19 protein-coding genes and 1 pseudogene are annotated in these 22,530 nt (G+C 59.6%); 12 read left to right on the top strand and 8 right to left on the bottom strand.

Annotation, left to right across the window (positions count from 1 at the left end):
• Positions 1-240: 240 nt before the first annotated feature.
• The 9 genes and pseudogenes from SS05631_RS28485 to SS05631_RS28445 form a co-directional block, all read left to right on the top strand.
• Positions 241-411, top strand: a pseudogene (locus SS05631_RS28485) (LLM class flavin-dependent oxidoreductase); the annotation flags it as partial.
• Positions 412-655: 244 nt separating this feature from the next.
• Positions 656-1,546 (top strand): nitrogenase iron protein, encoded by an 891-nt coding sequence (gene nifH, locus SS05631_RS28480; protein ID WP_010875130.1) that lies wholly within the window; start codon positions 656-658, stop codon positions 1,544-1,546.
• 95 nt (positions 1,547-1,641) lie between these two features.
• Positions 1,642-3,156: a nitrogenase molybdenum-iron protein alpha chain gene (nifD, locus tag SS05631_RS28475; protein WP_095678129.1), complete on the top strand. Its 1,515-nt coding sequence runs from the start codon at positions 1,642-1,644 to the stop codon at positions 3,154-3,156.
• A gap of 96 nt (positions 3,157-3,252) precedes the next feature.
• Positions 3,253-4,794: a nitrogenase molybdenum-iron protein subunit beta gene (gene nifK / locus SS05631_RS28470; protein WP_095678128.1), complete on the top strand. Its 1,542-nt coding sequence runs from the start codon at positions 3,253-3,255 to the stop codon at positions 4,792-4,794.
• 252 nt (positions 4,795-5,046) lie between these two features.
• The gene (locus SS05631_RS28465) at positions 5,047-5,535 is read left to right on the top strand and encodes a NifX-associated nitrogen fixation protein (protein ID WP_080579242.1); all 489 of its coding nucleotides are present in this window, start codon (positions 5,047-5,049) and stop codon (positions 5,533-5,535) included.
• A 22-nt stretch (positions 5,536-5,557) separates the two neighbouring features.
• A complete protein-coding gene (locus tag SS05631_RS28460) occupies positions 5,558-5,761 on the top strand; it encodes a CCE_0567 family metalloprotein (protein WP_010875126.1) in 204 nt (67 codons plus the stop codon).
• Positions 5,758-5,934, top strand: a complete 177-nt coding sequence (locus SS05631_RS28455; protein WP_010875125.1) for a hypothetical protein — start codon at positions 5,758-5,760, stop codon at positions 5,932-5,934. Before SS05631_RS28460 ends, SS05631_RS28455 begins: the two co-directional genes overlap by 4 nt.
• A 131-nt stretch (positions 5,935-6,065) precedes the next feature.
• Positions 6,066-6,368, top strand: coding sequence for an exopolysaccharide production repressor protein (locus tag SS05631_RS32575; RefSeq protein ID WP_037426115.1), 303 nt, complete (start codon positions 6,066-6,068; stop codon positions 6,366-6,368).
• 429 nt (positions 6,369-6,797) lie between these two features.
• A complete protein-coding gene (locus tag SS05631_RS28445; protein WP_037426118.1) occupies positions 6,798-8,312 on the top strand; it encodes a tryptophan halogenase family protein in 1,515 nt (504 codons plus the stop codon).
• A 128-nt stretch (positions 8,313-8,440) separates the two neighbouring features.
• Here SS05631_RS28445 and nodD2 read toward each other — a convergent pair whose 3' ends face one another.
• The gene (nodD2, locus tag SS05631_RS28440) at positions 8,441-9,379 is read right to left on the bottom strand and encodes a transcriptional regulator NodD2 (protein ID WP_010875122.1); all 939 of its coding nucleotides are present in this window, start codon (positions 9,377-9,379) and stop codon (positions 8,441-8,443) included.
• A 1,686-nt stretch (positions 9,380-11,065) separates the two neighbouring features.
• Between nodD2 and SS05631_RS28430 the strand changes: the two genes are divergently transcribed.
• The 3 genes from SS05631_RS28430 to SS05631_RS28420 are packed head-to-tail and all read left to right on the top strand — an operon-like array spanning position 11,066 to position 13,773.
• Positions 11,066-11,746 (top strand): response regulator, encoded by a 681-nt coding sequence (locus SS05631_RS28430; protein ID WP_014857543.1) that lies wholly within the window; start codon positions 11,066-11,068, stop codon positions 11,744-11,746.
• Between the two features lie 23 nt (positions 11,747-11,769).
• The gene (locus SS05631_RS28425) at positions 11,770-13,197 is read left to right on the top strand and encodes a type II and III secretion system protein family protein (protein WP_037426125.1); all 1,428 of its coding nucleotides are present in this window, start codon (positions 11,770-11,772) and stop codon (positions 13,195-13,197) included.
• 9 nt (positions 13,198-13,206) lie between these two features.
• Positions 13,207-13,773, top strand: a complete 567-nt coding sequence (locus SS05631_RS28420; RefSeq protein WP_014857545.1) for a CpaD family pilus assembly lipoprotein — start codon at positions 13,207-13,209, stop codon at positions 13,771-13,773.
• 444 nt (positions 13,774-14,217) lie between these two features.
• Here the strand turns inward: SS05631_RS28420 and nopL are convergent, their stop codons facing one another.
• From nopL to SS05631_RS28385, 7 genes are all read right to left on the bottom strand, one after another.
• Positions 14,218-15,234 carry a type II secretion system effector nodulation protein NopL gene (gene nopL, locus SS05631_RS28415; protein WP_014857546.1) on the bottom strand — a complete coding sequence of 339 codons (1,017 nt, stop codon included), beginning with the start codon at positions 15,232-15,234 and terminating at the stop codon, positions 14,218-14,220.
• 257 nt (positions 15,235-15,491) lie between these two features.
• Positions 15,492-16,706: an MFS transporter gene (locus SS05631_RS28410; protein ID WP_037426130.1), complete on the bottom strand. Its 1,215-nt coding sequence runs from the start codon at positions 16,704-16,706 to the stop codon at positions 15,492-15,494.
• Positions 16,703-18,589 (bottom strand): IucA/IucC family protein, encoded by a 1,887-nt coding sequence (locus tag SS05631_RS28405; protein WP_037426133.1) that lies wholly within the window; start codon positions 18,587-18,589, stop codon positions 16,703-16,705. Before SS05631_RS28405 ends, SS05631_RS28410 begins: the two co-directional genes overlap by 4 nt.
• Positions 18,589-19,728: an NAD/NADP octopine/nopaline dehydrogenase family protein gene (locus SS05631_RS28400; RefSeq protein ID WP_014857549.1), complete on the bottom strand. Its 1,140-nt coding sequence runs from the start codon at positions 19,726-19,728 to the stop codon at positions 18,589-18,591. The genes SS05631_RS28405 and SS05631_RS28400 overlap by 1 nt, the downstream gene beginning before the upstream one ends.
• Positions 19,725-20,735: a cysteine synthase family protein gene (locus SS05631_RS28395; protein WP_037426137.1), complete on the bottom strand. Its 1,011-nt coding sequence runs from the start codon at positions 20,733-20,735 to the stop codon at positions 19,725-19,727. Before SS05631_RS28395 ends, SS05631_RS28400 begins: the two co-directional genes overlap by 4 nt.
• A complete protein-coding gene (locus SS05631_RS28390; RefSeq protein WP_037426141.1) occupies positions 20,736-22,097 on the bottom strand; it encodes a Y4yA family PLP-dependent enzyme in 1,362 nt (453 codons plus the stop codon).
• Entirely contained in the window at positions 22,097-22,525 is a 429-nt protein-coding gene (locus SS05631_RS28385; RefSeq protein WP_014857553.1) for a ParB N-terminal domain-containing protein, read from the bottom strand. The genes SS05631_RS28390 and SS05631_RS28385 overlap by 1 nt, the downstream gene beginning before the upstream one ends.
• Positions 22,526-22,530 lie beyond the last annotated feature (5 nt).

The following is a 22,530-nucleotide window of genomic DNA, read 5'->3' as shown; positions in this document are numbered from 1 at the left end:
ACAAGTAGTCACGTTGATCTTCATTCAGCTCCCTCGACGTCTCGAAGACCCAACCGCGCAACATACACCGGATCACGAATGGACGTCGCGTAGGCCGCGGCTCACGAAAGGCAGGGATGTTGAACTGGGACGACTTCTGGCCTCGCCTGACGCGTCCTAATAGGGACCACACCGTCAGGCCGGCCGAATGACACGTGGCACCGCGACCTGCACGGCGCCTGATCTGCAAACGAAGCGACTATCAAGTTCGCAACATCTATCCTGGCCGCCCAGCGCGGCTGTCATGAATCGTAGGACACTCTGCAAGCCGGCTTTAGCACAGCCTGGTTCGCCGAGCACCACTTCGACAACTACAGCGGTCCGTCGCCTTTGTCGATCGTGACCCACTGCGCCGGTTTGACTACGACCATTGGCGCGTCGGACGCTTTCGACAATTGTTTGTGAAATTGTCGGCTCCGCGACACAGGCTTGCTTCTGGGTCGGCTACTTCTCCTAATCTAAGTAGCTGTAAAAGAAGGTAAACCAGCTTCTGCTGGGCTCACCCTCCTCGACTTGGCACGGCTTTTGAAGCCTTCCTTGTGCAGGCGGCTTGAAGCTGCCGCTGTATTCGTGTTGCGGGCAACCGCGATGGTTTCGAACAACGAAGGAAAGCAACATGGCAGGTCTGCGTCAAATCGCGTTTTACGGCAAGGGCGGTATCGGCAAGTCGACCACCTCGCAGAACACGCTCGCCGCCCTTGTCGACCTCGGGCAGAAGATCCTCATCGTCGGCTGCGATCCCAAGGCCGACTCCACCCGGCTCATCCTCAACGCGAAGGCGCAGGACACGGTCCTGCATCTGGCGGCAAAGGAGGGATCGGTGGAAGACCTCGAGGTCGAGGACGTGCTCAAGGTCGGCTACAAGGGCATCAAATGCGTCGAGTCCGGCGGCCCCGAACCGGGCGTCGGCTGCGCCGGCCGCGGCGTCATCACCTCGATCAACTTCCTGGAGGAAAATGGCGCCTATGACGATGTCGACTACGTTTCCTACGACGTGCTGGGCGACGTGGTGTGCGGCGGCTTCGCGATGCCGATCCGCGAGAACAAGGCGCAGGAAATCTACATCGTCATGTCCGGCGAGATGATGGCGCTCTATGCCGCCAACAACATCGCCAAGGGGATCCTCAAATACGCCCATTCGGGCGGCGTGCGGCTCGGCGGGCTGATTTGCAACGAGCGCCAGACGGACCGCGAGCTCGATCTCGCCGAGGCGCTGGCGGCCAAGCTCAATTCCAGGCTCATCCACTTCGTGCCGCGCGACAACATCGTCCAGCACGCAGAGCTCAGGAAGATGACGGTGATCCAGTATGCCCCGGAGTCGCAACAGGCGGCGGAATATCGCGCGCTGGCCGACAAGATCCATGCCAATTCCGGCCAGGGCACCGTCCCGACCCCGATCACCATGGAGGAGCTGGAGGACATGCTGCTCGATTTCGGCGTCATGAAGACCGACGAGCAGATGCTTGCCGAACTTCAGGCCAAGGAAGCGGCGGCAGCGGCCCAGTGACCGCCGCCGCAGACGCTGCCGGGACGGTGATCCGGTGCGACATTCCACCAATGGTGCCTCTTCTTGGAGGACACGCAAAAAAGGGGGCAGGCCCAATGAGCCTCGATTACGAGAATGACAGTGCGCTCCATCAGGAGCTGATCACGCAAGTGCTGTCGCAGTACCCACACAAGGCGGCCAAGCGTCGCCAAAAGCACCTCAGTGTCGCATCGGACCGCGAGGCGGTCGGGGAGGAGGGCGAGACCCTCTCCGAATGCGACGTGAAGTCGAACATCAAGTCGATCCCCGGGGTGATGACGATCCGCGGCTGCGCCTATGCGGGCTCGAAGGGCGTGGTCTGGGGCCCGGTCAAGGATATGGTCCACATCTCGCACGGCCCGGTTGGCTGCGGTCAGTATTCCTGGTCGCAGCGCCGCAACTATTATGTCGGCACCACCGGCATCGACACCTTCGTGACGATGCAGTTCACCTCCGACTTTCAGGAGAAGGACATCGTCTTTGGTGGCGACAAGAAGCTGGAACAGGTCATCGACGAGATCGAGGAGCTGTTTCCCCTCAACAACGGCATCACCATCCAGTCCGAATGTCCGATCGGCCTGATTGGCGACGACATCGAAGCGGTGTCGCGCAAGAAGGCCGTCGAACACGAAACGACCATCGTGCCGGTGCGCTGCGAAGGCTTCCGCGGCGTCTCGCAGTCGCTCGGCCATCACATCGCCAACGACGCCATCCGCGACTGGGTGTTCGACAAGGCGGACGGCAAGACGGACGTCGAGTTCGAAACCGGTCCCTACGATGTCAACGTCATCGGCGATTACAACATCGGCGGCGACGCCTGGGCGTCGCGCATCCTGCTCGAGGAGATCGGGCTGCGCGTCGTCGGCAACTGGTCGGGCGACGCCACGCTCGCGGAAGTGGAGCGGGCCCCCAGGGCCAAGCTCAACCTCATCCACTGCTACCGGTCGATGAACTACATCTGCCGGCACATGGAGGAAAGATACGCCATCCCCTGGATGGAATACAACTTCTTCGGCCCCTCCCAGATCGAAGCCTCTCTGCGCAAGATAGCCAGGCATTTCGGCCCGACGATCGAAGAACGGGCCGAGAGGGTCATCGCCAAGTACCGGCCGCTGGTCGACGCCGTGATCGACAAGTACTGGCCGCGCCTCCAGGGCAAGCGAGTGATGCTCTATGTCGGTGGTTTGCGCCCCCGTCACGTCATCACCGCCTATGAGGACCTCGGCATGCAGATCGTCGGCACCGGCTACGAATTCGCCCACAACGACGACTATCAGCGCACCGGTCACTACGTGAAGACGGGCACGCTGATCTATGACGACGCGACCAGTTACGAACTGGACACGTTCATCGAGCGGATCCGCCCCGATCTGGTCGGCTCCGGCATCAAGGAGAAGTATCCGGTGCAGAAGATGGGCATCCCGTTTCGCCAGATGCACTCCTGGGACTATTCCGGCCCCTATCACGGCTATGACGGCTTCGCCATCTTCGCCCGCGACATGGATCTCGCCATCAACAATCCGGTCTGGGATCTCTACGACGCGCCCTGGAAGAAAATGACCGTGCCGACGGCCGCAGTTGCAGCCGAATGATCGGCCGGTCTTGCGCGGCACGAGGACCGCGGCAAGACCGGAAACCTCTCGAACATCCCTGGGCCTAAGAGGCCAGATCAAGAAGGGTCAAACACCATGCCGCAATCGGCTGAGAAGATACTCGACCATGCGCCGCTGTTTCGCGAGCCGGAATACCGGCAGATGCTCGCGGAGAAGAAGCTGAACTTCGAATGTCCGCACCCCGAACGGCTCGTCACGGACCAGCGCGACTACAGCAAGGGCTGGGAATATCGCGAGAAAAACCTCGCCCGCGAGGCGCTCGTCGTCAACCCCGCCAAGGCCTGTCAACCGTTGGGGGCGGTGTTCGCAGCCGCCGGCTTCGAGCGGACGATGTCGTTCGTCCATGGCAGTCAGGGCTGCGTGGCCTATTATCGCTCGCACTTGTCGCGCCACTTCAAGGAGCCGGCTTCGGCCGTTTCGTCCTCGATGACCGAGGATGCGGCGGTGTTCGGCGGCCTGAAGAACCTGGTCGACGGGCTCGCCAATACCTACGCGCTCTACGATCCGAAGATGATTGCCGTCTCCACCACCTGTATGGCCGAGGTCATCGGCGACGACCTGCATGGCTTCATTGAGAACGCCAAGAGCGAAGGCGCAGTCCCGCCCGAATTCGACGTGCCGTTCGCTCACACGCCCGCCTTCGTCGGCAGCCATGTCGACGGCTATGACAGCATGGTCAAGGGCATCCTGGAGCACTTCTGGAAGGGCCAGGCGCGCACCCAAGCGGCCGGCACGATCAACATCATCCCGGGCTTCGACGGCTTTTGCGTCGGCAACAACCGCGAACTCCAGCGCCTGCTCACCCTGATGGGCGTGTCCTACACCTTCATCCAGGATGCCTCCGACCAGTTCGATACGCCGTCCGACGGCGAATACCGCATGTATGACGGGGGCACGACGATCAAGGCGCTGAGGGCGGCACTCAATGCCGAGGCGACGCTGTCGCTGCAGCACTACAACAGCCGCAAGACGCTCGAATATTGCCGGGAGGTCGGCCAGGCCACCGCCGCCTTCCATTACCCGCTCGGGATCAACGCCACCGACGCGTTCCTGATGAAGGTGTCGGCGATTTCCGGCCGGGAAGTCCCCGAGACGATACGCCTGGAACGCGGCCGGCTGGTCGACGCCATGGCCGACAGCCAATCCTGGCTGCATGGCAAGACATACGCGATCTACGGCGATCCGGACTTCGTCTACGCCATGGCCCGCTTCGTCATGGAGACCGGCGGCGAGCCGCGGCATTGCCTCGCCACCAACGGCACGGCGGCCTGGCAGGCCGAGATGACCGAGCTGCTCGCCTCTTCTCCCTTCGGCAAGCAGGCAAAGGTCTGGCCGGGAAAGGATCTCTGGGCCTTGCGCTCGCTGCTCTTCACCGAGCCGGTCGACCTGCTGATCGGCAATTCCTACGGCAAGTATCTCGAGCGCGACACCGGCACGCCGCTGATCCGGCTGATGTTCCCGATCTTCGACCGCCACCACCACCACCGCTTTCCGCTCATGGGCTACCAGGGCGGCCTGCGCCTGCTGACGACGATCCTCGACACGATCTTCGACCGCCTCGATCGCGAAACGATGCAGACGGCGGTGACCGATTATTCCTATGACCTGACCCGCTAAAAGCGGCGGTCGGCAAAACGCCGGCCCGGGAGCCGCACCATGGGATCGCGAGCGTTGAAATGGGCTGATCGTTTAGCTCATGCGCTATCGGAACTGCGCTCGGAAGTGCATTCGGACAGCCACCTTATCATTCTAAAGGGGCATAGCGGCATATGAATTTTGCATGGAGAGAGACAGACGGTTGGTAGTATTGCCGGCCACTCACGGGATCGCCTCGATTAAAGAGGGCCCGTGCTTCAGGACGAGGACTAAATGATGACAGCGTTATCTGATCCCCGGTTTACTCGAGCTGTCAGTGACGATGGATCGTTGGCCACCCCTTTCATGAAATGCCTCGCGCGGTTGGTCCGCGCTCATGATTCCTACGGATTATGGAAGGATAAATGTGACGCCGAGTTGCTGGCCAACTTCACAGTTACGGAGGAGCAGCGGCGAGCTATCCCCGTCATCGGCGACCCCGAGCCAGACGTGCTGTTGAGGCTCGACCTTTTTTACGCCGCCGTCGGCGTCGCTATCGAGGAGCGCACGGGGCTTTTGATCTCGCGAACGCTGGAGATCAGCGATGAGGGCATCGGCCGAGTGCTCTTCACAACCAGGCGGCTGGTGGTGCTGTCGAAGACCCTACGTGACGTTCACCGGTTCGGCTTCAATACACTTGGCAAATGCGCCAAGACTGGCACGAAGTTGGTCAAGGATGCGATCAAAAGCATCGAAACTTATCCGGACGTGGCGCGGGCATAATGTGCCTGCAAGGAATAAGACCATGACAGATCTTGAAGAACTCAAGCAGAGGGTTCAAAAACTGCAGTCACGCGCTGCGACTGCGAAGACGCAATTGCATGACCTTGCCGAGTGCCTTCCGAACTATTGGACCGAAATAGTGGCCGTCGCCGAAAAAACATTCGACGCTTTTGCTCAGTTGGACGCTGCCAAAAGAGAACTCGCCGCGTCGGAGAATTCACGATGAAAAGCTCGTTCGTGACCCGCCGCTTCAGCTGGTGCCGGAATATCTATTATGCATCGGCTGCGGCTGCTGACTCGGGGCGCGAGGTATGCACCTTCACGGGATCAATGACGCAGGTGAAATTCTCGGTGTTTTGCGACGCCGAGGACGATCATTCCAGCAACCAGATCATGTGATCATGTCCGGCGACAGCGCCGGCCGCTGTATCGGCTGCGGAGCCGGAGTGCGTGTTTACCCAAACTGCCAGAATCATGTTGCGGCCGACGACATTGCCGCATGATCCCACAAACAAACCAGGAAAACGGCGTTGTCTTTTGGTATCTTTCATCGAATTCTATGGCTGTTCCTGTGCGCCAACACTCTTATAGTCTACCTCGTAACGGGGTCCATCAGTGACGCAGTCGTCACGACTATGGTTGGTTCGCTGCTTCTGCAGCTAGCTTATTTCGCAAACGTACTCTTTCTGCTCTGGCGGGCTCACTGCGCCCGGAGAGCTCGTCAAACGACCGGGCAATTCCATGGAGAGGAACAGCCGGGGGACCCTCGTATAGCGGGCACTCACGGGCGCACGGATGGGGATCCGTGCTTCGAGGACGAGGACTCTCGATAGGCCCCTTGCTAACCGCTTCATGAAATCTCTCTCGTGCGGCTAAATCCCCGCTCAGGTTTGCTTTCGGTGTGCAAGGACAAGTGCCCACGCTGGATTTCTGGCCGACTTCACTGTCACCGAGGACCAGCGCCGTGCGACCGCGTCAGCCCTTGAAGCGCGGAACAAGAGAGTGCGTAAGCTGCAGCCGTTCTGGAAAGCGAACATGGAATTTGCGTAATGTCGCCAAGGACCTTCCAATCAATGGAGCTGATCATGATAGTCGCCGAGAATACGTTGGCGCCTTTGCTCAGGTTAGCGCTGCCGGATTGCTGCCCGACGGCACAATCTGGGGAATGCTACCGCTTCAGATGATCCTACATTGAATCTTACTGTTGGTTCTCTCTGCAGATGCGCCGCCTCTTAACATAATCTTGACGATAGTGAAAAGTGATGCTGGATCTGACGAATGCGAAGCGCATAGGAATTATCGGCGGTGGCATTGTCGGTTGGCTTGCAGCGATAGCGCTTCGCCGTGTTTTCGACGTTGATGTCGATGTAACGGTCATAGAGGCTCCGACGGTGTTTCCGCTTGGCCCAGGGGAGGGGGGCTCGCTCAACCTGATTGACACGTTGTGTCGCAATGAGCTCGACCTGGACGTTTTCATTGGTGAAGCCGGCGCCACCCACAAGCTTGGTGTGCTCTATGAGAATTGGAGGGGTGGAGGAATCCCGGATCGCTACTACCGCATGTTCGGCGGATCGGGCATACCGGAAATCGAATGTCGCGTCGGCGGTTTCTTCCCTCTGCTGTCGGCGAGAATTGCCGCAGGTGAGAACCTTCACACGTGCATCCCTGGCTTTGAGTTAATCACAAAGAAGGCATCGCAAGTGGAAATCGACGAGTTGCTGGCAACGGGTGAGTCTGGACTCTACCCTTCGTTTCACTTCAATCACGCCGGCTTCGAGCGATACCTAAGGCGTGTCGGACTGGCACGTGGGATCACTTCTCGTAGGGCTGTGGTACACGGGATGAGACTCGACGACCGAGGGCATGTAAACGCTTTCCAGCTCGGAGGCGAAGAACTTGAAGTCGACTTCGCCGTCGATGCGTCCGGATTTGCCAGATTGGGTCTCGGCAAAGTCTTTAATACGCGCTGGTGTTCGTTCGCAAATGTGCTGCCTACTGATCGTGCGATCATCTTTGAGCTTGAGCCGCGGGCATCATCCCCCGTTACCCGTGCTACCGCCATGAAAGCCGGATGGATGTGGGAAGCCCCATTGAATCGCTCGATCAGTGCCGGTTATGCATTCAGCAGCAGATATGCGGACGCTGCGATGGCAATCGCCGAGGTTGAGAATCACTATGGATTCCGTGTGGAGGCGAAACACGAGCTTTCGCTGGATCAAGGTTACTTTTCGACCGCATGGGTTAACAATTTCGTGGCTTTGGGAACAGCGTCGGGTTGTGTTGAGCCCCTGGAGGCTGCACTTGCCGCCTACACCTTCGAAGCGTTAAGGAATTTGGAGCGCATTCTCGCCAACGGAAGCGGCATTGTGCCCGCTCGGGCCATCGAAGGCTATAACAGCGCGAACGCACGGTGCTGGACGGGTGTTCGGGACTTCCTGAGGCTGCACTACGATTCCAAGCGAATTGACACACCGTTTTGGCGAGATCTTGCCGCAGCCGAGTTGCCGGAAGGATATGCCAACCTGAGGGCTTGCTTCCAAAAACGGACACCGCGCTTTATCGATATCCAACCGTATGTCGGAAGCGGATGGCAGAGCCTCTTCCACGAAATTGATTGGATTTCAGTGGCGGTCCCTCTAGGAGTAGTGCCGCAGGCGGCCGCATGCGCCGAACTACGCAGGCTCTCTACGGAAAGTCGAAGTGAGGTCCAGGCCTATGTTGATCGGCTGAAGGGAACAATAGCCAAGATCAGCAGCACGAGGGGATGCATGCACTAATCGTCACACAAAAGCCCACTCCGCGGCCGAAGCCGTGTACCAGGGTCTTGCTTCATGATCATGGCGGAGCGGCACATTGATCGTGAGCAGGGTGTCTCAAAGCCGGTCAAATCCGCGGCTGCGAACGACTAGGGTCGATATTCCACTGAATCACGCGGAGCTGTCATGTGCAACGCTTCCTGTAGTAGTACCTGCCGCATCCAGATGCTCGCCTGATCCCTGTTGTGTAGGCTAGGCCACTGGACAGCTTGGGCGAATGGTGGAAGTGCCAGTGGAAGTTCGGCGACCCGCAGCGGCGTTGTTTTTGCGAAATGTTCCACCAGCCGTAACGGCATGGTCGCTATGCGATCGGTTCCCGACAGCAAAGGCGGGATTAGGCTAAATCCCGGCACGACGACTTCGATGCGCCTCTTGAGACCGTGCTCAAGCAACAACCAATTCTCGATGGAAGGCTTTAGCGTACGTCCGAACTTAGCCGCAATATGACCCATCGATCCGTAGTTTTCGAAAGAAAGCTGCCGTTTTAACTGCTTGTTAGTGGGGCAACCTACGCAAACCAGCGTGTCGTCGAGCAGTTTCGCCTTTGGATGATCGCTCGACGCGAACAATTCCGGAAGGATCACGAAATCGACGTCACCGTACCGGAGAAGTTCATCGGGATCCTCAGTGAGAGGCAGCAACTCGAAGCCGATGCCAGGCGCCTCTCGCGCCAGCCGCTTCACGACTCTTTCAAAAAACACCAGCATCATGACGTCGGAAAGCCTGATCCTGAAGCGTCGCTCCGACTGAACTGGGTTAAACATATCCCAAGAAATGATGGAGAACTGGATGTGCAGCAGAGCATCGCGGACTGCGGGGGCGAGCGCTATCGCACGCGGAGTTGGGATAAGTTCGCGACCTCGCATCGTGAACAAGTCGTCGCCGAAATAGGTGCGTAGGCGGGCGATGGCGGCGCTCATGGCCGGCTGACTGAGGTTGATACTGCGAGCAGCTGCGGTAACGCTTCGCTTTGTCATCAGAGCATCGAGCGCTACGAGCAGATTAAGATCAAGTCCCTTAAAACGCATTATATAATTCAACCAAAGCGTTTCTGCCCTCATAGAACAGGTAGTTTTCAGTGATGTTACAGAGTGAGCGCCGTTGCCTTGTTCCCGCTGCTCAGAAGAACATGAGGGAGTGGAGCGCACTCCGTCCCGAGTACCGTAAAGAGCGGGACTATCCCACCACATTCGACACACCAAATGAGTGGTGCGTTGGGACAAAACTTCGGCTTGCAGAGGCCTTTCCAGCGTGCTGATGAGAATGGAGTGCAACCCGGACCCCGGCACTTTCGGGAGCTGACGTCGGTGACCAGCTGTTCCCCGATAACAGAGTGACCCTCGGTTAGCCTGTTCTTCAATGCGATATTGGTTTTGCGGGCGGTCTCAATTTCGGACGTGGTTTCCAATCTGCTGGGGGCATCAGTGGCTCCGGGCAGTCCGCAGTTTTCGAGCCGATCTGGCACGCGGCTGTGGAACTCTTCGCCCATCGCCTCAATGAACCACTCCTGCGTGCCAGCAAAGACCTTGAGTTCGACCCTCTTTAGCGACGCCGACCTCCTCAACCCGATCGACGCGTCGGGTTAATGTCTCGGCAGCAGGATCAGGAGAGGACGACCCGCCCAGGATCACATTGTCTTGTGCGGGCGTGCCGCCTGGCTGGAACTTTCCTGAGTGCATCAATGGCATCTTTCTGATAATCAGACGAAGCGATGGCGGATACTAGTGCCGCATCGACCCGGTCGCGCTATGCAAAGTTCATATCCCGCCATGCGCTTGAGATATGGTTCTAAACTCTTTCCAGGATCAGTGCTGCCAGCCGACGAGTCCTGACCCACACATGGAGTAAAACGACCGACCTCTCACTTTCGCAGAGGACGAATAGCTCCTGATTGAACCTTCAGGAGCTTGACATCGCGGACTGCAGGCGGCAGGCGACACACCCGCGAAGCCTTTTTGTATGCCAGCTTGCTCCTAGTTTCTTAGTTCGCCGCGAATCGCCTCACTTCAACCGCGTCGGAACCAAACGTTGATCCGATGTGATGAGCCATTGATGCCAGACGTGCCCCACTCCACATTGGTTTCCGAAGAGCACCATTAAATCTGCGCCCAATATCTACTGCTGCTGTTAATCAGCCTGGCTGACAGAAAGCTGACGCGGAGGGGTTAGGGCGTTGTTCATGTACAGCCACAAAACTTCTTCCAGCGAATTTAGGATTGGGTAATAGTCAATCGCGCTAGTGTGTTCTGGATGTCCATCAGTGTTCGTCTCGCGATCCTTGATCGAACCGGAGCTCGCCGTTCAGCCTGAGTGGTTCATGTAACGGCAGAGCAGTGTGCGACGACAGCTCGACCCCCGAAGTAAATGTAGCGAAATGCATTCATGATGCAGATGCCTTCGATCCGAAGAATCGATTTGCTCAATCAGTTTCTCTTAAGGCAAAGGCTGATCTAATGAAGGTGTAAGGGCATATCAATGCGCAGAGAAATCGCAGGTGTATTTTTGGCATCATGGGCTCGCCGACCGGTGTATTTCTGCTCGTCAACAGACCTTCGCCCCCGCTATCACAGGTGTTTGGGTTACATGCTCCTTCGATTAGCCCTCGCAAGGAGCGGGTACGAATACTGCGATCAGTCGCGCGGTACTGCTGTCACCCCGGTCATAGTCCGCGGTGACGTGCTCAATTGGCTGTCCTGCCTTGATAGGAGAATGAAATGCGAACGTTGCTCGTGGATACGGATCTTACCCGCGCGGTCCGAGGCGCGCTCGGTGACGGCGGCTTTGCCGTTGATGTAGTTGGCACGCTGGAACAGGCGTCGAGCGCATTTTTTTCAGCGAGCTATGAAATTCTTCTGCTGGAGTTGGTACTGCCAGATGGCGATGGACTGGATTGGCTGAGGCAGCTAAGGAGCGACGGGTATTCAGTTCCTGCCGTCATTATGAGCAGGCTCGACGATCTCGAGAAACGAATTTCGGTATTCAATAGTGGCGCGGACGATTTTCTCCGTAAACCCGTCTCTACGGATGAGCTCATCGCCAGAATGCGGGCCCTTCTGCGCCGATCGACACAGATCACTTGCCCCATCATTGAATTTGGCAACCTCCACTTCGATCCGATCGGCCGACAGGTGTCGGTTGACGGTCATCCGCTAATGATCGCACGTCGCGAACTATGCATTCTAGAGCATCTGCTTAACCGCGCGGGTCGCATCGTGCCGCGTGCGCGGTTGGAAGATCAACTCTATTCGTTCAACGACGAAGTTTCAGGCAACGCGCTTGAAGCCGGAATCTACCGCTTACGCGGGTATCTCAGTAGGTCAGGTGCCACGTTGCGGATCAGGACCGTGCGCGGCATTGGCTACGTTCTTGAATTGACTGACGCGTCATCAGCATAGTCGAATTTGAAGGAAGGACTGCCTTGAAAGCCACTCCAACTGGTCATGCTAGCGCCGATCGATGGCCGACCCCCATCGTCGGTTCAAGGTCAACTGTTCCATACTGGAGCAATCTTCTCTACGCGCTCGTTCTGTTGTCGCCTATGTCCGCCGCTGCCGAAAACAACGGGGATGAAGCGGTGCCTCGTGCCGCTCCCAACAGCATCAACGCCACGCTGAACCTTTCCTCTTCGCTGGGCAAGACAGTTCATTTGCCCGCGCCAGCCGCGACCATCTTTGTGGCCGACCCAACAATTGCTGATTATCAGGCACCCTCCAATAGAACGATCTTCGTCTTTGGCAAGAAGTTCGGTCGGACCAGCCTATTCGCTCTGGACGAAAATGGCGAGGCTCTCGCCGAGTTGCATGTTGTAGTAACGCAGCCGATCGGGGATTTGCGTGCCATGTTGCGAGACCAGGTCGGCGACTACCCGATCCACGTCAGCTATACGCCACGCGGCGCAATCCTCAGCGGTACAGCGCCCAATGCCGAAGTCGTTGACATTGCAAAAAGAGTTACTGAGCAATTTCTCGGTGACGGTGCGCCGATCGTCAACAATATCAAGGTCGCCGGCTCTTTGCAGGTTAATCTCAGTGTGCGCGTAGCGGAAGTCTCCCGCAGCGGTCTGAAGGCACTCGGCATCAACTTGTCCGCCTTCGGTCAATTCGGCAATTTCAAGGTGGGTGTGTTAAACAGAGGTGCTGGACTTGGTTCGGCAACTGGTAGCGGCGGTACAGCAGAAATCGGATTCGACAATGATGCTGTCAGCGTCGGCGCGGTTCTCGACGCGCTTGCTAAGGAGCACATAGCTTCCGTCTTGGCTGAGCCGAACCTCACTGCTATGTCGGGTGAAACTGCCAGCTTCCTCGCCGGCGGCGAATTTCCCATTCCTGTCCTGCAGGAAAATGGGCAAACCTCGGTGGAATTTCGCCGCTTCGGCGTCAGTCTTGAATTCGTACCAACTGTTCTCGACAACAACCTAATCAACATTCACGTAAAGCCGGAAGTCAGTGAACTATCGTTACAAGGTGCCGTTCAAGTCAACGGGATCGCCGTGCCGGCAGTTTCCACGCGGCGTGCCGATACAGTCGTCGAGCTCGCGAGCGGGCAGAGCTTCGTGATTGGCGGTCTCATCAGGCGTAACGTCAACAATGATATCAGTGCATTTCCCTGGCTTGGCCGAATACCCATCCTTGGCGCTCTGTTTCGTTCGTCCTCGTTTCAAAAGGAGGAGTCGGAATTGGTTATTTTGGTTACGCCTTACATCGTCAGGCCAGGCTCCAACCCCAACCAAATGAGCGCACCCACGGACCGGATGGCTCCGGCTTTGGGCACTCCGCCGCGAGCCCGCGCTGCTATCAGCACCGACGCGCCAAGCGTCAAGGGCGATCTCGGCTTCATCATCGAATAGTGTTGCCGAATGACGTTGCGGATCATAGCTCACCTGCTCGCTTTGACAGCAAGCCTAGCAGGCTGCACAAGCACTGCACCGATCTATGTCGAGCAATCGACACCGATTTTTGTCCGACAGGAGTCCACCGTCTTGAAGTTGGAGAGCCTTCACGCTTCCGAACAGCAGCGTCTTCTTGCCTTCCTATGGAAGGCCAGTCGCGGCCGGAGGGATGCCCTTCACCTCGTTATCAGCGGGTCGTCCCGGCTCAGCGCAGAGGCAGTCCATCAAGCCAGACAGATGGGCATCGGCGCTTCCAACATCCATTTGCTTGACCAAAATGACCGCGGGCAGCTGCGGGTAGAGGCCGTTGTCTATCATGCCCTCCCTCCAATCTGCCGGTCGCTTTCCAGCCAGTTACTTAATGACGAATTCTTCGACCAGCCGATCGGCTGTTCGACGAGCCACAATCTGGCAGTAATGATCAACGATCCGCGCGATTTGCTCGGCAATAGATTTGTCAAGCCCAGCGATGGTGATCGGGCGGCCATACCAGTTACCACCTACAGGACCTCGACGGGTAAAGGTGGCTTATGAGCCAGGAACGCGACTGTTCCCGATGATCGCTTCATCCGGGTTGGGTGTCCCCTCAACGCACTCGATTCGCATGAGCGGCGCGGCGCTCCCGACTTTGTTTACCGCGGTTGCAGTCACTTAGAGTGTGGCGAGATCGGATGGGATCACTTGCCGGGGTGTCAGTCGGCACGGAAATTGTTGAGCCCCTATCGGCGCTTGTGCATAAGCAAGATCGATCGACGCCCAGACAGCCAGTTAGAGGGTCGGTACGTCAGTCTCGCCGATACGAAGCTGAGTCGACGTGTATATAGGTCTGGCTGGCGTCAATATCTTGACGCTTGTAACGTATGGCGCCTGTCAGACGGGGGTGCTAAGAATTCCTGCCCCTGTCAGCTGCAGGCATACGCTGTGCGCTTCGATCGTGAACGCCTACTCTGCAGGAAAGCCCGCACCCGAGTCCGCAGATCAAATGTCAAAATCCAGCGATGGCCTGATGCGAATAACTCCCTCGCCTCGGAATTCGGCAACGTGCGGCATGCCCATCATTAAAAACGTTGTTGTCGGGACCTCTGCGGTTGGCATTAGCCCCGTGGCTCTTAGCATGCTCATCTGGTCTTCTGAGGCCATGTGAGGAGCTAAGAACCAGTGGTCCCACGCACGAACGCCGCTATCCATAACGAAATCAGAAAGTTCAGTCGGCTCGGCCCCTGCGGACGAGGACGGCCAAGCGTGCGATGGCCGGGCTTGCGACGGTCCAGAGTGTGATGGCCCCACCTGCCACGGTCCAGCTTGCGGCCCCGCGGCATCCACGCGCTGCCATATCAAATCCTGATCGTATTCGGGCACCTGCAGCGCGCGAGCATGCGGTTGCTGCTCGCTAGGCTGGGGAGACTTTCCCCTCTCAGCGGTCAGTGGCGCGGGAGAAGCTGTAGCCCGCGTATGCAGGTCATGCTGCCAATCAAGCAATGACGGATTCGCCCAATCCAAATACTGCGAGTAGGGATGCTCGGTTTCTAAGTCGGTGGCATGTGGCGGTGGGCTTGCGTTCAGTGGGGTGGCGGACGAGGATGGCCCGGCTTGCGACGGTCCAGATCGTGATGGCCCCACTTGCCATGATCCAGCTCGCGGTCCCGCGGCTTCCACGTGCTGATCCTGGTCGTGTTCGGGCGCGTCCTGTAGCACCCGAGCATGCGGTCGCTGCTCGCTAGGATGGGGAGACCTTTCCCTAGTCCTGGTATACAGGTCATGCTGCCATTCACAAGGTGATGGATAAGGATATGCTGAATCCAAATACTGCGAGTAGGGATGCCCGGTGTCCAAATATGGGGAATCGGCTTCAACCTGCGGCAATAGTGAGTCAGCGGCATGTGGAGGGCTATATTGAAATCCGCTCAGCTGATGCGCAAATGCACTCTCGTTGGCGGGTGGTGGAGAGTCGGGCTGTGGGCTTGCGTTTAGTGGGCGGGTTGAATTGATATCCATCCTGTTTCTCCTTTGAAATATGGAGGCCCCAAGCCTTTCCGATGCGGAGGCGGCATCACCGTCTAATTCGCCCTGCAATTGTAAGAGAGATACCTTTCGAGAAGCTGACAATCAGATGGACCGAATGAAGACCGGACTTATGTTCGCTCGAACGTCGCGTCGCTGGCGAAGCCCGTCGACAGATCCAGGATGATAGAGACAACAGCTGTCAACATGGCACGCGCCAAGAGACAATGTTTCAACACGATATTTCTTCTTTACCGACGTGATTGGCGCGCCTTCAGCCACAGGCCGAGCGCCACGAGAAAAGACAGGCCGTAGAGGCCCGTGACGAGCGGGAAAGCTGCCTTGAGCCCAAACCGTTGCGTGGCGGCGACTCCTGCAATGATCCCGACGACCGAAGCGCCCTGCTGGCAGGTCTGCGCAAGCCCCAGGACCGATCCCTGCCTTTCGCTTCGCGTCGCGGCCGAGACGAGCGACAGGAGAACCGGTGTCGTTCCTCCAAGCAGCGCGCCCCAGGCAAAATAGAGCGCTGCGAACAGCCCTATCGCACGGGTCGAGCCAGCGAGCCCGGTGGCGACGAAGCATCCGCCAGCGATCAGCACGTTACATCCGAGCACAAAAGACGGCTCTCGCCCTTCGAAGGTCCGGGCCCACACCGGCGCTGCGACCACAAAGCCGAGCGCAAGAAGGCCATAGCTCAATCCCGTGATCCAATGCTGAGAGCCGTAGACCTCCGACATATAGAGGGAAAAGGGCACCTGCAGCACCATCCTGCTCGCAAGCAGCAATCCCATCAGAGCAAGTAGTCCGAACACGGACACCCCCGTGGAAGGCGCGCAAGAGACTGTTGTTGCTTTCGCGGTTTTCGTGAGTCCCGCTCCTCCTGGTGGAACCGGCAGGCTTGTCCAGGCGACTGCGGCACAGAATGCGCAGATCACCCCGGCGGTGAGGTTGACGGCCGCAAAAGGCAAGGCGTCGAGGATGAGCCCGCCGAGGAAAGCGCCGCCCAGCGAGCCGACATTCGTCGCCACCTGCAGCCAGGCGAAGAGGCGGGCGCGATCGCGCCCGCCGGTGACCTCAACGCCGTAGGCCTGGGCCGGAGCGATATAGCCAGCGCAGGCCCCCTGCAGAAAGCGCAACGCCAGAATGGTCCAGACATCCTGGGCGAAGGCGACGAGCAGTTGCGTGATCGCCAGGCCCAGCAAGGCCCGGACCATCATCAGGCGATTGCCGTACCGGTCGCCCATACGTCCCCAAAAGGCACTCGTCAGCGATACGCCGAGCATCGGGCAGACGTAGACGCCGATACCCGCGAGGCCAAAGACGCTGTCCGAGGGGCTCAATGCCTTGATCTGAATCGGCCAGAAGGGACCGTTCATCTCCATGGCGCCCATGGAGATGAATTGAAGTCCGAACAGCAGCGCGAAGTCGGGTCCGAAACCGCGCAGGACCGCGACTGTCCTGGTCATTCCGCACTCGCCAACGGATTGGGCAATTGGTGCTCGATGCGGTAGTCGCGATAGCGCTCGAGATGCATCCGCAGGACCGAGCGTGCCGGCCAGGGCCGTTCGAGGAAGGCCTGGCGTTCCTCGAGCCAGAACGCATCCGAGAGCATGCGCGGCCGCAACGTCTCGAACGCCTCTTCCGTTTCTTCCCTGAGGACGCGCCAAAGGCTGTCACCCGCAACCGAATATTGCTCGGTCAGGCAAAGGGCGATCTCGTGAAGATGGCAGACAAAGCACGCATTGATGAGGAACGAGCGCACGAGGCTGATATCGTCGTCGAAGGTGGTTGGCAGGATGCCCCCTCGACTGAACGGCTGCAGCTCATAACCGCGTTCGGTGAAGAGCGGTGCAAAACTGCGGCCGTCACCGAAATCGCGGATCAAGAGCTTCCGTGGCAGGCCGCGATCATCGAAAAGGACCGTGCTGTTTTGTTGATGCGCCTCGAATGCAATGCCGTAGAGGAGATACATGGCCAGAGTCGGTCGGACAACGGTGCGAGCATAGAGCCGGAAGAACACAGCGATCGCCGCTTCGCTCTCGTCGCCGCTTTTTCCGATGAGTTCGCAGATCAGTGGCCGGCCGTCGACAGGGCCAGCGGTCAGAAGCGCGGCGACGGTTACCGGCAGCAGGCCATCTCGACGGGCAAGAGCATCGGCCTTGCGATAGACCACCGAAAGAAAGCGGCCGAGATGCTCGTCGCCGGTTTCGGGATGACGCAGAATCGCCCCAAGCTCTTCAGTAAGGATCTCCAGCCTGCACCTGAGGTCATCCTCCTCCGACACAATGTCGGAAATCAGCGTGCTGAGGCGCGGTCCCATATGGATCGACTTCGCCTGCAGCGTGCGCTGCTCACTCGTCATCCAGATCGCAACCGGCAGTTTGATGAAGGGTCTTGGCGCCTCGGTCTTCGGCAGCATCGTGCGAAACGACATGGACGGCAACGTCACGATCTCCGGGCCGTCAGGATCGAAAATGCCGGCTTCGATCTCTGCCGCGAATTCGCGGCGCACGAAGTGCTCCAGATGCCAGGCGTGGACCGGCAGAGGCAGCCAGTCCTCGGGTGACTGGCCCCGCGCTTTCAGGCCCTCCGCCCAATCGCGCGAGAGATCCGGGAAGTTCTCAGCGAACCATTCCGAATAGCTTCCGACATGCGGCATCTTCTCGACGTAGGCCCAGCTGCTGCGGAGCGCCGCAATGCGCAGGGGCACGCGCGCGCCGAACTCGGGGGACAGTGCGGCGACCTCCTCCGCCGCCAGGCCGGGCTTGGCCTTCCAGGTCGGATAGAACGGGTGGCCTTCGAGCGCGCCCCATTGGTCGAGGGTCATCGCGGCCAAATGCGTCGGCAAGCTTCTTTCGAGATAGGCAAGGAAGCCGGGCGCACCGGCTTCGGCGATTTCCTGGCGCAGCCTGGCGCTCCAGCGCCCGCGCTCGCGGCGCGCCAGCATGTCGTTGCGCATGCTGTTGTCCACGTCGCGCAGCAAATGCTCCAGTCCGTCAGAAGCGGGCGTGATCGCGAGAGAGGGGGCAACCTCCCGCATCAGGGCGGCCGGATCATCGATCCGCTGCCGTGCCCCGGTGCCGTCCAGCACTTCGATCTGTCCACGGTTCCGCAAGGTTCCGGCGGGCGCGAGGCTGAGATCGGTGAAGTGCAGCATGCGCTGCGAGGGCCAGAGGGGGAACCAGGCCTGGCGGCCTTCGCGTGCCCACAGCAAGGCGTTCGGCGCGAGCAGGCGCTCGGCGAACAGGCAGCGCACCAGCCGGTTGATCGCGTTGCGCGATGCCTGCGTCAAAAGCGCAAGATCCTCGTTCTCGACGGGATTCGTCACGGAAGGCGTCTTCTCGTCCATCAGGCGGCCTCCGGCCAGTCGGCTGGGACATAGTCTGGTGTACCCGCAGCCAATTTGCCGTGGTAGTCGCACGCCCAGCGATAGGTCTTGGCGATCGCCGGTACCGTCGCCTCGAGCCGTTCTGCCATCGTGACGAGCAGCGCCTGTCCGAAAGCGATATCCTCATGGAAGGCGCGGCTTCCGCGATCGATGACGAGCCCCGGGCCATGTGGATTGGGAACGAGGGGGGCAGGAATGCCCGCATAGGCGCGATTTGTGCGTAGAAGCGTGTACATGGTTCGGTCATCCCCAATCTGGTCGCCATAGGCCTCGATCAGTTCCTGCTGAAGCGGCTTCACTGAGCTGAGATCAATGCCGAGACGTGCCTCGCTCGCCCGGCGGATCGCTTGGTTTTCCGCATCGCAAGCTTCCAGGAGCTCGGCGCCTGCTTGTGGGCAGTCGCTCCACCAGCACAGGGCTTCGTCGAACGGTCTTTTTTCCCACGGTGCGCCGGGGCCGATGAGCGCGTAGAGCACGGCCGGGTGCATCAGCGCGTTGCCCGGCGTCAGCGTGATTTCGAGATAGTCCTTGAGCAGGTTGACGGGCGCCTCGTAGATGCGATTCAACATCGCCATCAGTGCGGCGGCGCTCGCAGCGCTTTCCCGGCGATCCAGGGCAACGAAGAGTTCTGCCTTGGCGCCGCCCATCCGCACGCGCTGGCCTGCAATCAGATCATAAGCGATATGGGGCACGTCCTTCATGCCCCAGATCACCACATTGTCACGCCCCGAAAGCACCTTTGCCGCGAGCCAGTCGAAGCCGCAAAAGCCGGGAATCGCGCCGATATAGACGCTCTTATCCGTCGGCAAATACGGCGCTATCCGATGCAAGAGCGCGGATCTTGCCTGGGCGGGTTGCGTTATGAGGACCATGTCAGCGTTGTCGAGCGCCGCGCTCGGGTCGGTTCCGCTGTAGTCGGGCCTAGCACTCAGGGTGCGACCGTCTCGCGTCACCGCTTGCCAGAGATCGCCCCCGCTCGCCCATCGCGCGGCCACGGTGGCGGACGTGGTCAGGACCGAAACATCGATGCCCGGGTTCTGCTTGAACAGCACCGCGTTCAAATGTCCGGTGCGGCCAGCGCCGCAAATGGTCACCTTCATGCTGCCCGCGCCTTTCCGAATAGCCAGCCATCCAACTGGGCAGCGATTGCCGGGTCGAGCAGGCGGCGCTTCGCCATCCATTCCTCATCGAAAATCGTGCCAAGATATTTCTCGCCGCCATCGGCAACCGTCGTGACGACCGTGCCGGTGAGCTTGCCGGCGCCAATGAACTCCAGCGCCTTGTAGATGGCGCCGCCGGTCGAGCCGCCAACGAGCAGTCCCTTGCGCCGGGCGATGTACCGCGCCGTCTCGAAGGCTTGCGTATCGGTCACCTGCACGCCTTCGTCGATGCAGCCATAGTCCAGCACCTTGCCGACCTCATCGCCGGCGGGCGTGCCCGTTCCTGACTGGTAATAGGGGTGCCCCGGCTTGCCGAAAACGATCGAGCCGGCCGGCTCCACGGCAATAGTGCGTACGGCCGGATTGTTACGCTTCAGACGCTGGGAGATTCCGGTCATCGAGCCGCCGGTCCCCACGCAGCCGACAAAGGCGTCGATGCCGTCGGGAAGCTGGGCAACCAGTTCGTCCACGAGGCCGGTATAGCCTGCCGGATTTGCCGGGTTGTCGGACTGGTTCATGAACAGCGCGCCCGGAAGCTGCGCGCCGAGTTGCGCTGCGAGGCGTTGGCGCTCGACGACTGCGACCTCGTCTTCGCGAAAGTCGCCTTCGACATAGCGGATCTCAGCCCCTAGCGCCCGCATCATGCGGATCTTGTCGGGCGCTGCATGGTGGTCCACCACGGCAATGAAGCGCAGCCCGAATTCCAGCGCTGCGAGCGCCAGCCCCGTGCCAGTATTTCCCGACGATGATTCAACGATCGTGCCGCCCGGAGCGAGGCGCCCATCCTCAAGGGCCGCAATCACCATGCTGCGAGCCATACGATCCTTCATCGAGCCGCCGGGATTGTTCTTCTCGATCTTCAGAACCAAGGTGGCGTTGCGGCCCGGCACGTCGATCGACATGACCGGCGTCTGGCCGATCAATTGTGTTACGGTCGTGTGCAGCATCTAAACCTCTCCAATTGTGTCGGGAACGAGATTGGGCCGCCCTTCGGCGTCTTCGATGACGCAGAAGCGAGCGGGCATGGGATGGCGATGGAACTCGTTTTCGAGGAGGTCCATCTGGTAGCCGCCGGTGTTGGCGTATACGAGCAGGTCGCCAGCGCGCGGCGCGGTCGGGAACGTCAGCCACCGGTTGCTGATGACGTCCTCGTCGAGGCAGCTATGGCCGGCCAGATAGGCGCGGACCGGCGGCGATTGAACGGTCGCCTTGGTGGCAGGCACGAGAATAGGGTCGATCAGGAATTCGGAGGCGAACCAAGTTTCGCAGGCGCTGAAGCTGCTACCTTCGACAAAGATGACGTGCGAATCCGGACCGAGCGCCTTCACCCGCGAGATTCGAAAGACAGTGATCGCCGCCTGGTCGGCCAGAGCGCGGCCGGGCTCCATCGCCAGCGTGAGACCCTCACGCGCCAGGTAACCGGCTACGCTTCGGCCCTGGTTCATCTCCGCCTCCAAGAGCCGGTGCAGCCAGTCGGCTGCTGAAAGAGTGCTGCCATAGGGATAGAAAGAGTCCGGTATTTTCCCGGTGCGGTAGTCCTCGGGCGCCTGCGCCGCGAGATGCGCGTCGTACCTGGCTCGGTCGACATATTGGATAGGCAGGCCACCGCCAATATCGATCATGCCCGGAAAAAATCCCATCCGTCTGGCTTCGGCAATGAGGTCGGCGGCCTCACTGAGCGCTGCCACACGGGTCTCCCGGCGATAGCCGCTAAGGTGGAAATGCAGCCCGTCGAAACGGAGCCTGCCTTCGCCGGCAAGCCGAACGAGGCAATGAACAATCGCGTCGGGCGGCATGCCGAAGCGGCTCTTGCTTTGGTCCCTCGGTCGCAAACGCAAGAGGATCGGCTGTTGGCCAGCATCTGCCGGCAGACCGTGGATGAGATCCTCCAGTTCTTCCGGCGAGTCCACCGATATCAGCGCGTTGCAATTGATCAGCGCTTGATGAAATGCGCTCGTCTTCGCCGGTCCCGTCGCCACAAGCCTGGCACCATCGGCCCCAAGCCGCCTTGCGTCGCGAAGCTCGTAGAGGCTGGAGACGTCGAGCCCGGCGCCTGCGCTGAGCGCTGCCTGCATGAGCCCGGGCGATTTGTTGGCCTTCGCCCCGTAATAGATCGCATGCTCGACGCGGCGCTCCGTCAGTACGCCCTTCAAGGCGGCAAGATTCTCCCGCAACGCATCCGGCCAGACCAGATTGAGCGGGGAGCCGTGGCGGGCGGCCCAATCGAAAAGAAGAGGACCGTATTTGGTGAGAAGGTCCGCAGTCGCCGATCGCAGAATCGGTGGCAGCCCATGGCCGATCTTCGTCATCACAGCGCCCCCGCGGAAAAGACCGGCGCCATGTCCATCGGAGTGGGACTGCTCAAAAGCTCAAGCGGCACATCGCATGTCGGCAAGCCGTGGGCAAAAACGTGCCGGGTCGTCTTGTAGGGAAACTTGCGGCCGCTGCGCGCCATCGCGAAGATTTCAGCCGGAGTAATGTTCCCACCTGGGCGCCAACTCTCTACCCGCACCGAATCGTTGTCGAGAAGAAGCACCGGCATCCTGGTGAGCCGGAGGCGATGCGCAGCCGTCAACCGGTGATAGTCGTCAATCACGAATAAGGCATCCTTCTCGGCTGTTATTGGCACGGTCCATGAGCCTGTTTGCAGGATTTGGGCCTGCAGTGCATCGACCCTGTCAGGGTTCACCTCTTCTGTTGGGATCAATTGTGCTGCGGAGAGAGGGCAATGTTCCATGCGGT

It is taken from the genome of Sinorhizobium sp. CCBAU 05631 (assembly GCF_002288505.1).
GTDB classification, from domain to species: domain Bacteria; phylum Pseudomonadota; class Alphaproteobacteria; order Rhizobiales; family Rhizobiaceae; genus Sinorhizobium; species Sinorhizobium fredii_C.
The sequence above is the reverse complement of the archived record's forward strand: the minus strand, read 5'-3'. Positions and strand labels throughout refer to the sequence as shown.

Excerpts from the sequence above, each read along its gene's own strand:
- SS05631_RS28395 (WP_037426137.1), bottom strand. The coding sequence starts at position 20,735 with ATGCTGCACACGACCGTAACACAATTGATCGGCCAGACGCCGGTCATG.
- SS05631_RS28390 (WP_037426141.1), bottom strand. The coding sequence starts at position 22,097 with ATGACGAAGATCGGCCATGGGCTGCCACCGATTCTGCGATCGGCGACT.
- SS05631_RS28445 (WP_037426118.1), top strand. The coding sequence starts at position 6,798 with ATGCTGGATCTGACGAATGCGAAGCGCATAGGAATTATCGGCGGTGGC.
- SS05631_RS28465 (WP_080579242.1), top strand. The coding sequence starts at position 5,047 with ATGATGACAGCGTTATCTGATCCCCGGTTTACTCGAGCTGTCAGTGAC.
- nifK (WP_095678128.1), top strand. The coding sequence starts at position 3,253 with ATGCCGCAATCGGCTGAGAAGATACTCGACCATGCGCCGCTGTTTCGC.
- SS05631_RS28430 (WP_014857543.1), top strand. The coding sequence starts at position 11,066 with ATGCGAACGTTGCTCGTGGATACGGATCTTACCCGCGCGGTCCGAGGC.
- nopL (WP_014857546.1), bottom strand. The coding sequence starts at position 15,234 with ATGGATATCAATTCAACCCGCCCACTAAACGCAAGCCCACAGCCCGAC.
- SS05631_RS28385 (WP_014857553.1), bottom strand. The coding sequence starts at position 22,525 with ATGGAACATTGCCCTCTCTCCGCAGCACAATTGATCCCAACAGAAGAG.
- SS05631_RS28455 (WP_010875125.1), top strand. The coding sequence starts at position 5,758 with ATGAAAAGCTCGTTCGTGACCCGCCGCTTCAGCTGGTGCCGGAATATC.
- nifD (WP_095678129.1), top strand. The coding sequence starts at position 1,642 with ATGAGCCTCGATTACGAGAATGACAGTGCGCTCCATCAGGAGCTGATC.
- SS05631_RS28405 (WP_037426133.1), bottom strand. The coding sequence starts at position 18,589 with ATGGACGAGAAGACGCCTTCCGTGACGAATCCCGTCGAGAACGAGGAT.
- nifH (WP_010875130.1), top strand. The coding sequence starts at position 656 with ATGGCAGGTCTGCGTCAAATCGCGTTTTACGGCAAGGGCGGTATCGGC.
- SS05631_RS28460 (WP_010875126.1), top strand. The coding sequence starts at position 5,558 with ATGACAGATCTTGAAGAACTCAAGCAGAGGGTTCAAAAACTGCAGTCA.
- SS05631_RS28410 (WP_037426130.1), bottom strand. The coding sequence starts at position 16,706 with ATGACCAGGACAGTCGCGGTCCTGCGCGGTTTCGGACCCGACTTCGCG.
- nodD2 (WP_010875122.1), bottom strand. The coding sequence starts at position 9,379 with ATGCGTTTTAAGGGACTTGATCTTAATCTGCTCGTAGCGCTCGATGCT.
- SS05631_RS28400 (WP_014857549.1), bottom strand. The coding sequence starts at position 19,728 with ATGAAGGTGACCATTTGCGGCGCTGGCCGCACCGGACATTTGAACGCG.
- SS05631_RS28420 (WP_014857545.1), top strand. The coding sequence starts at position 13,207 with ATGACGTTGCGGATCATAGCTCACCTGCTCGCTTTGACAGCAAGCCTA.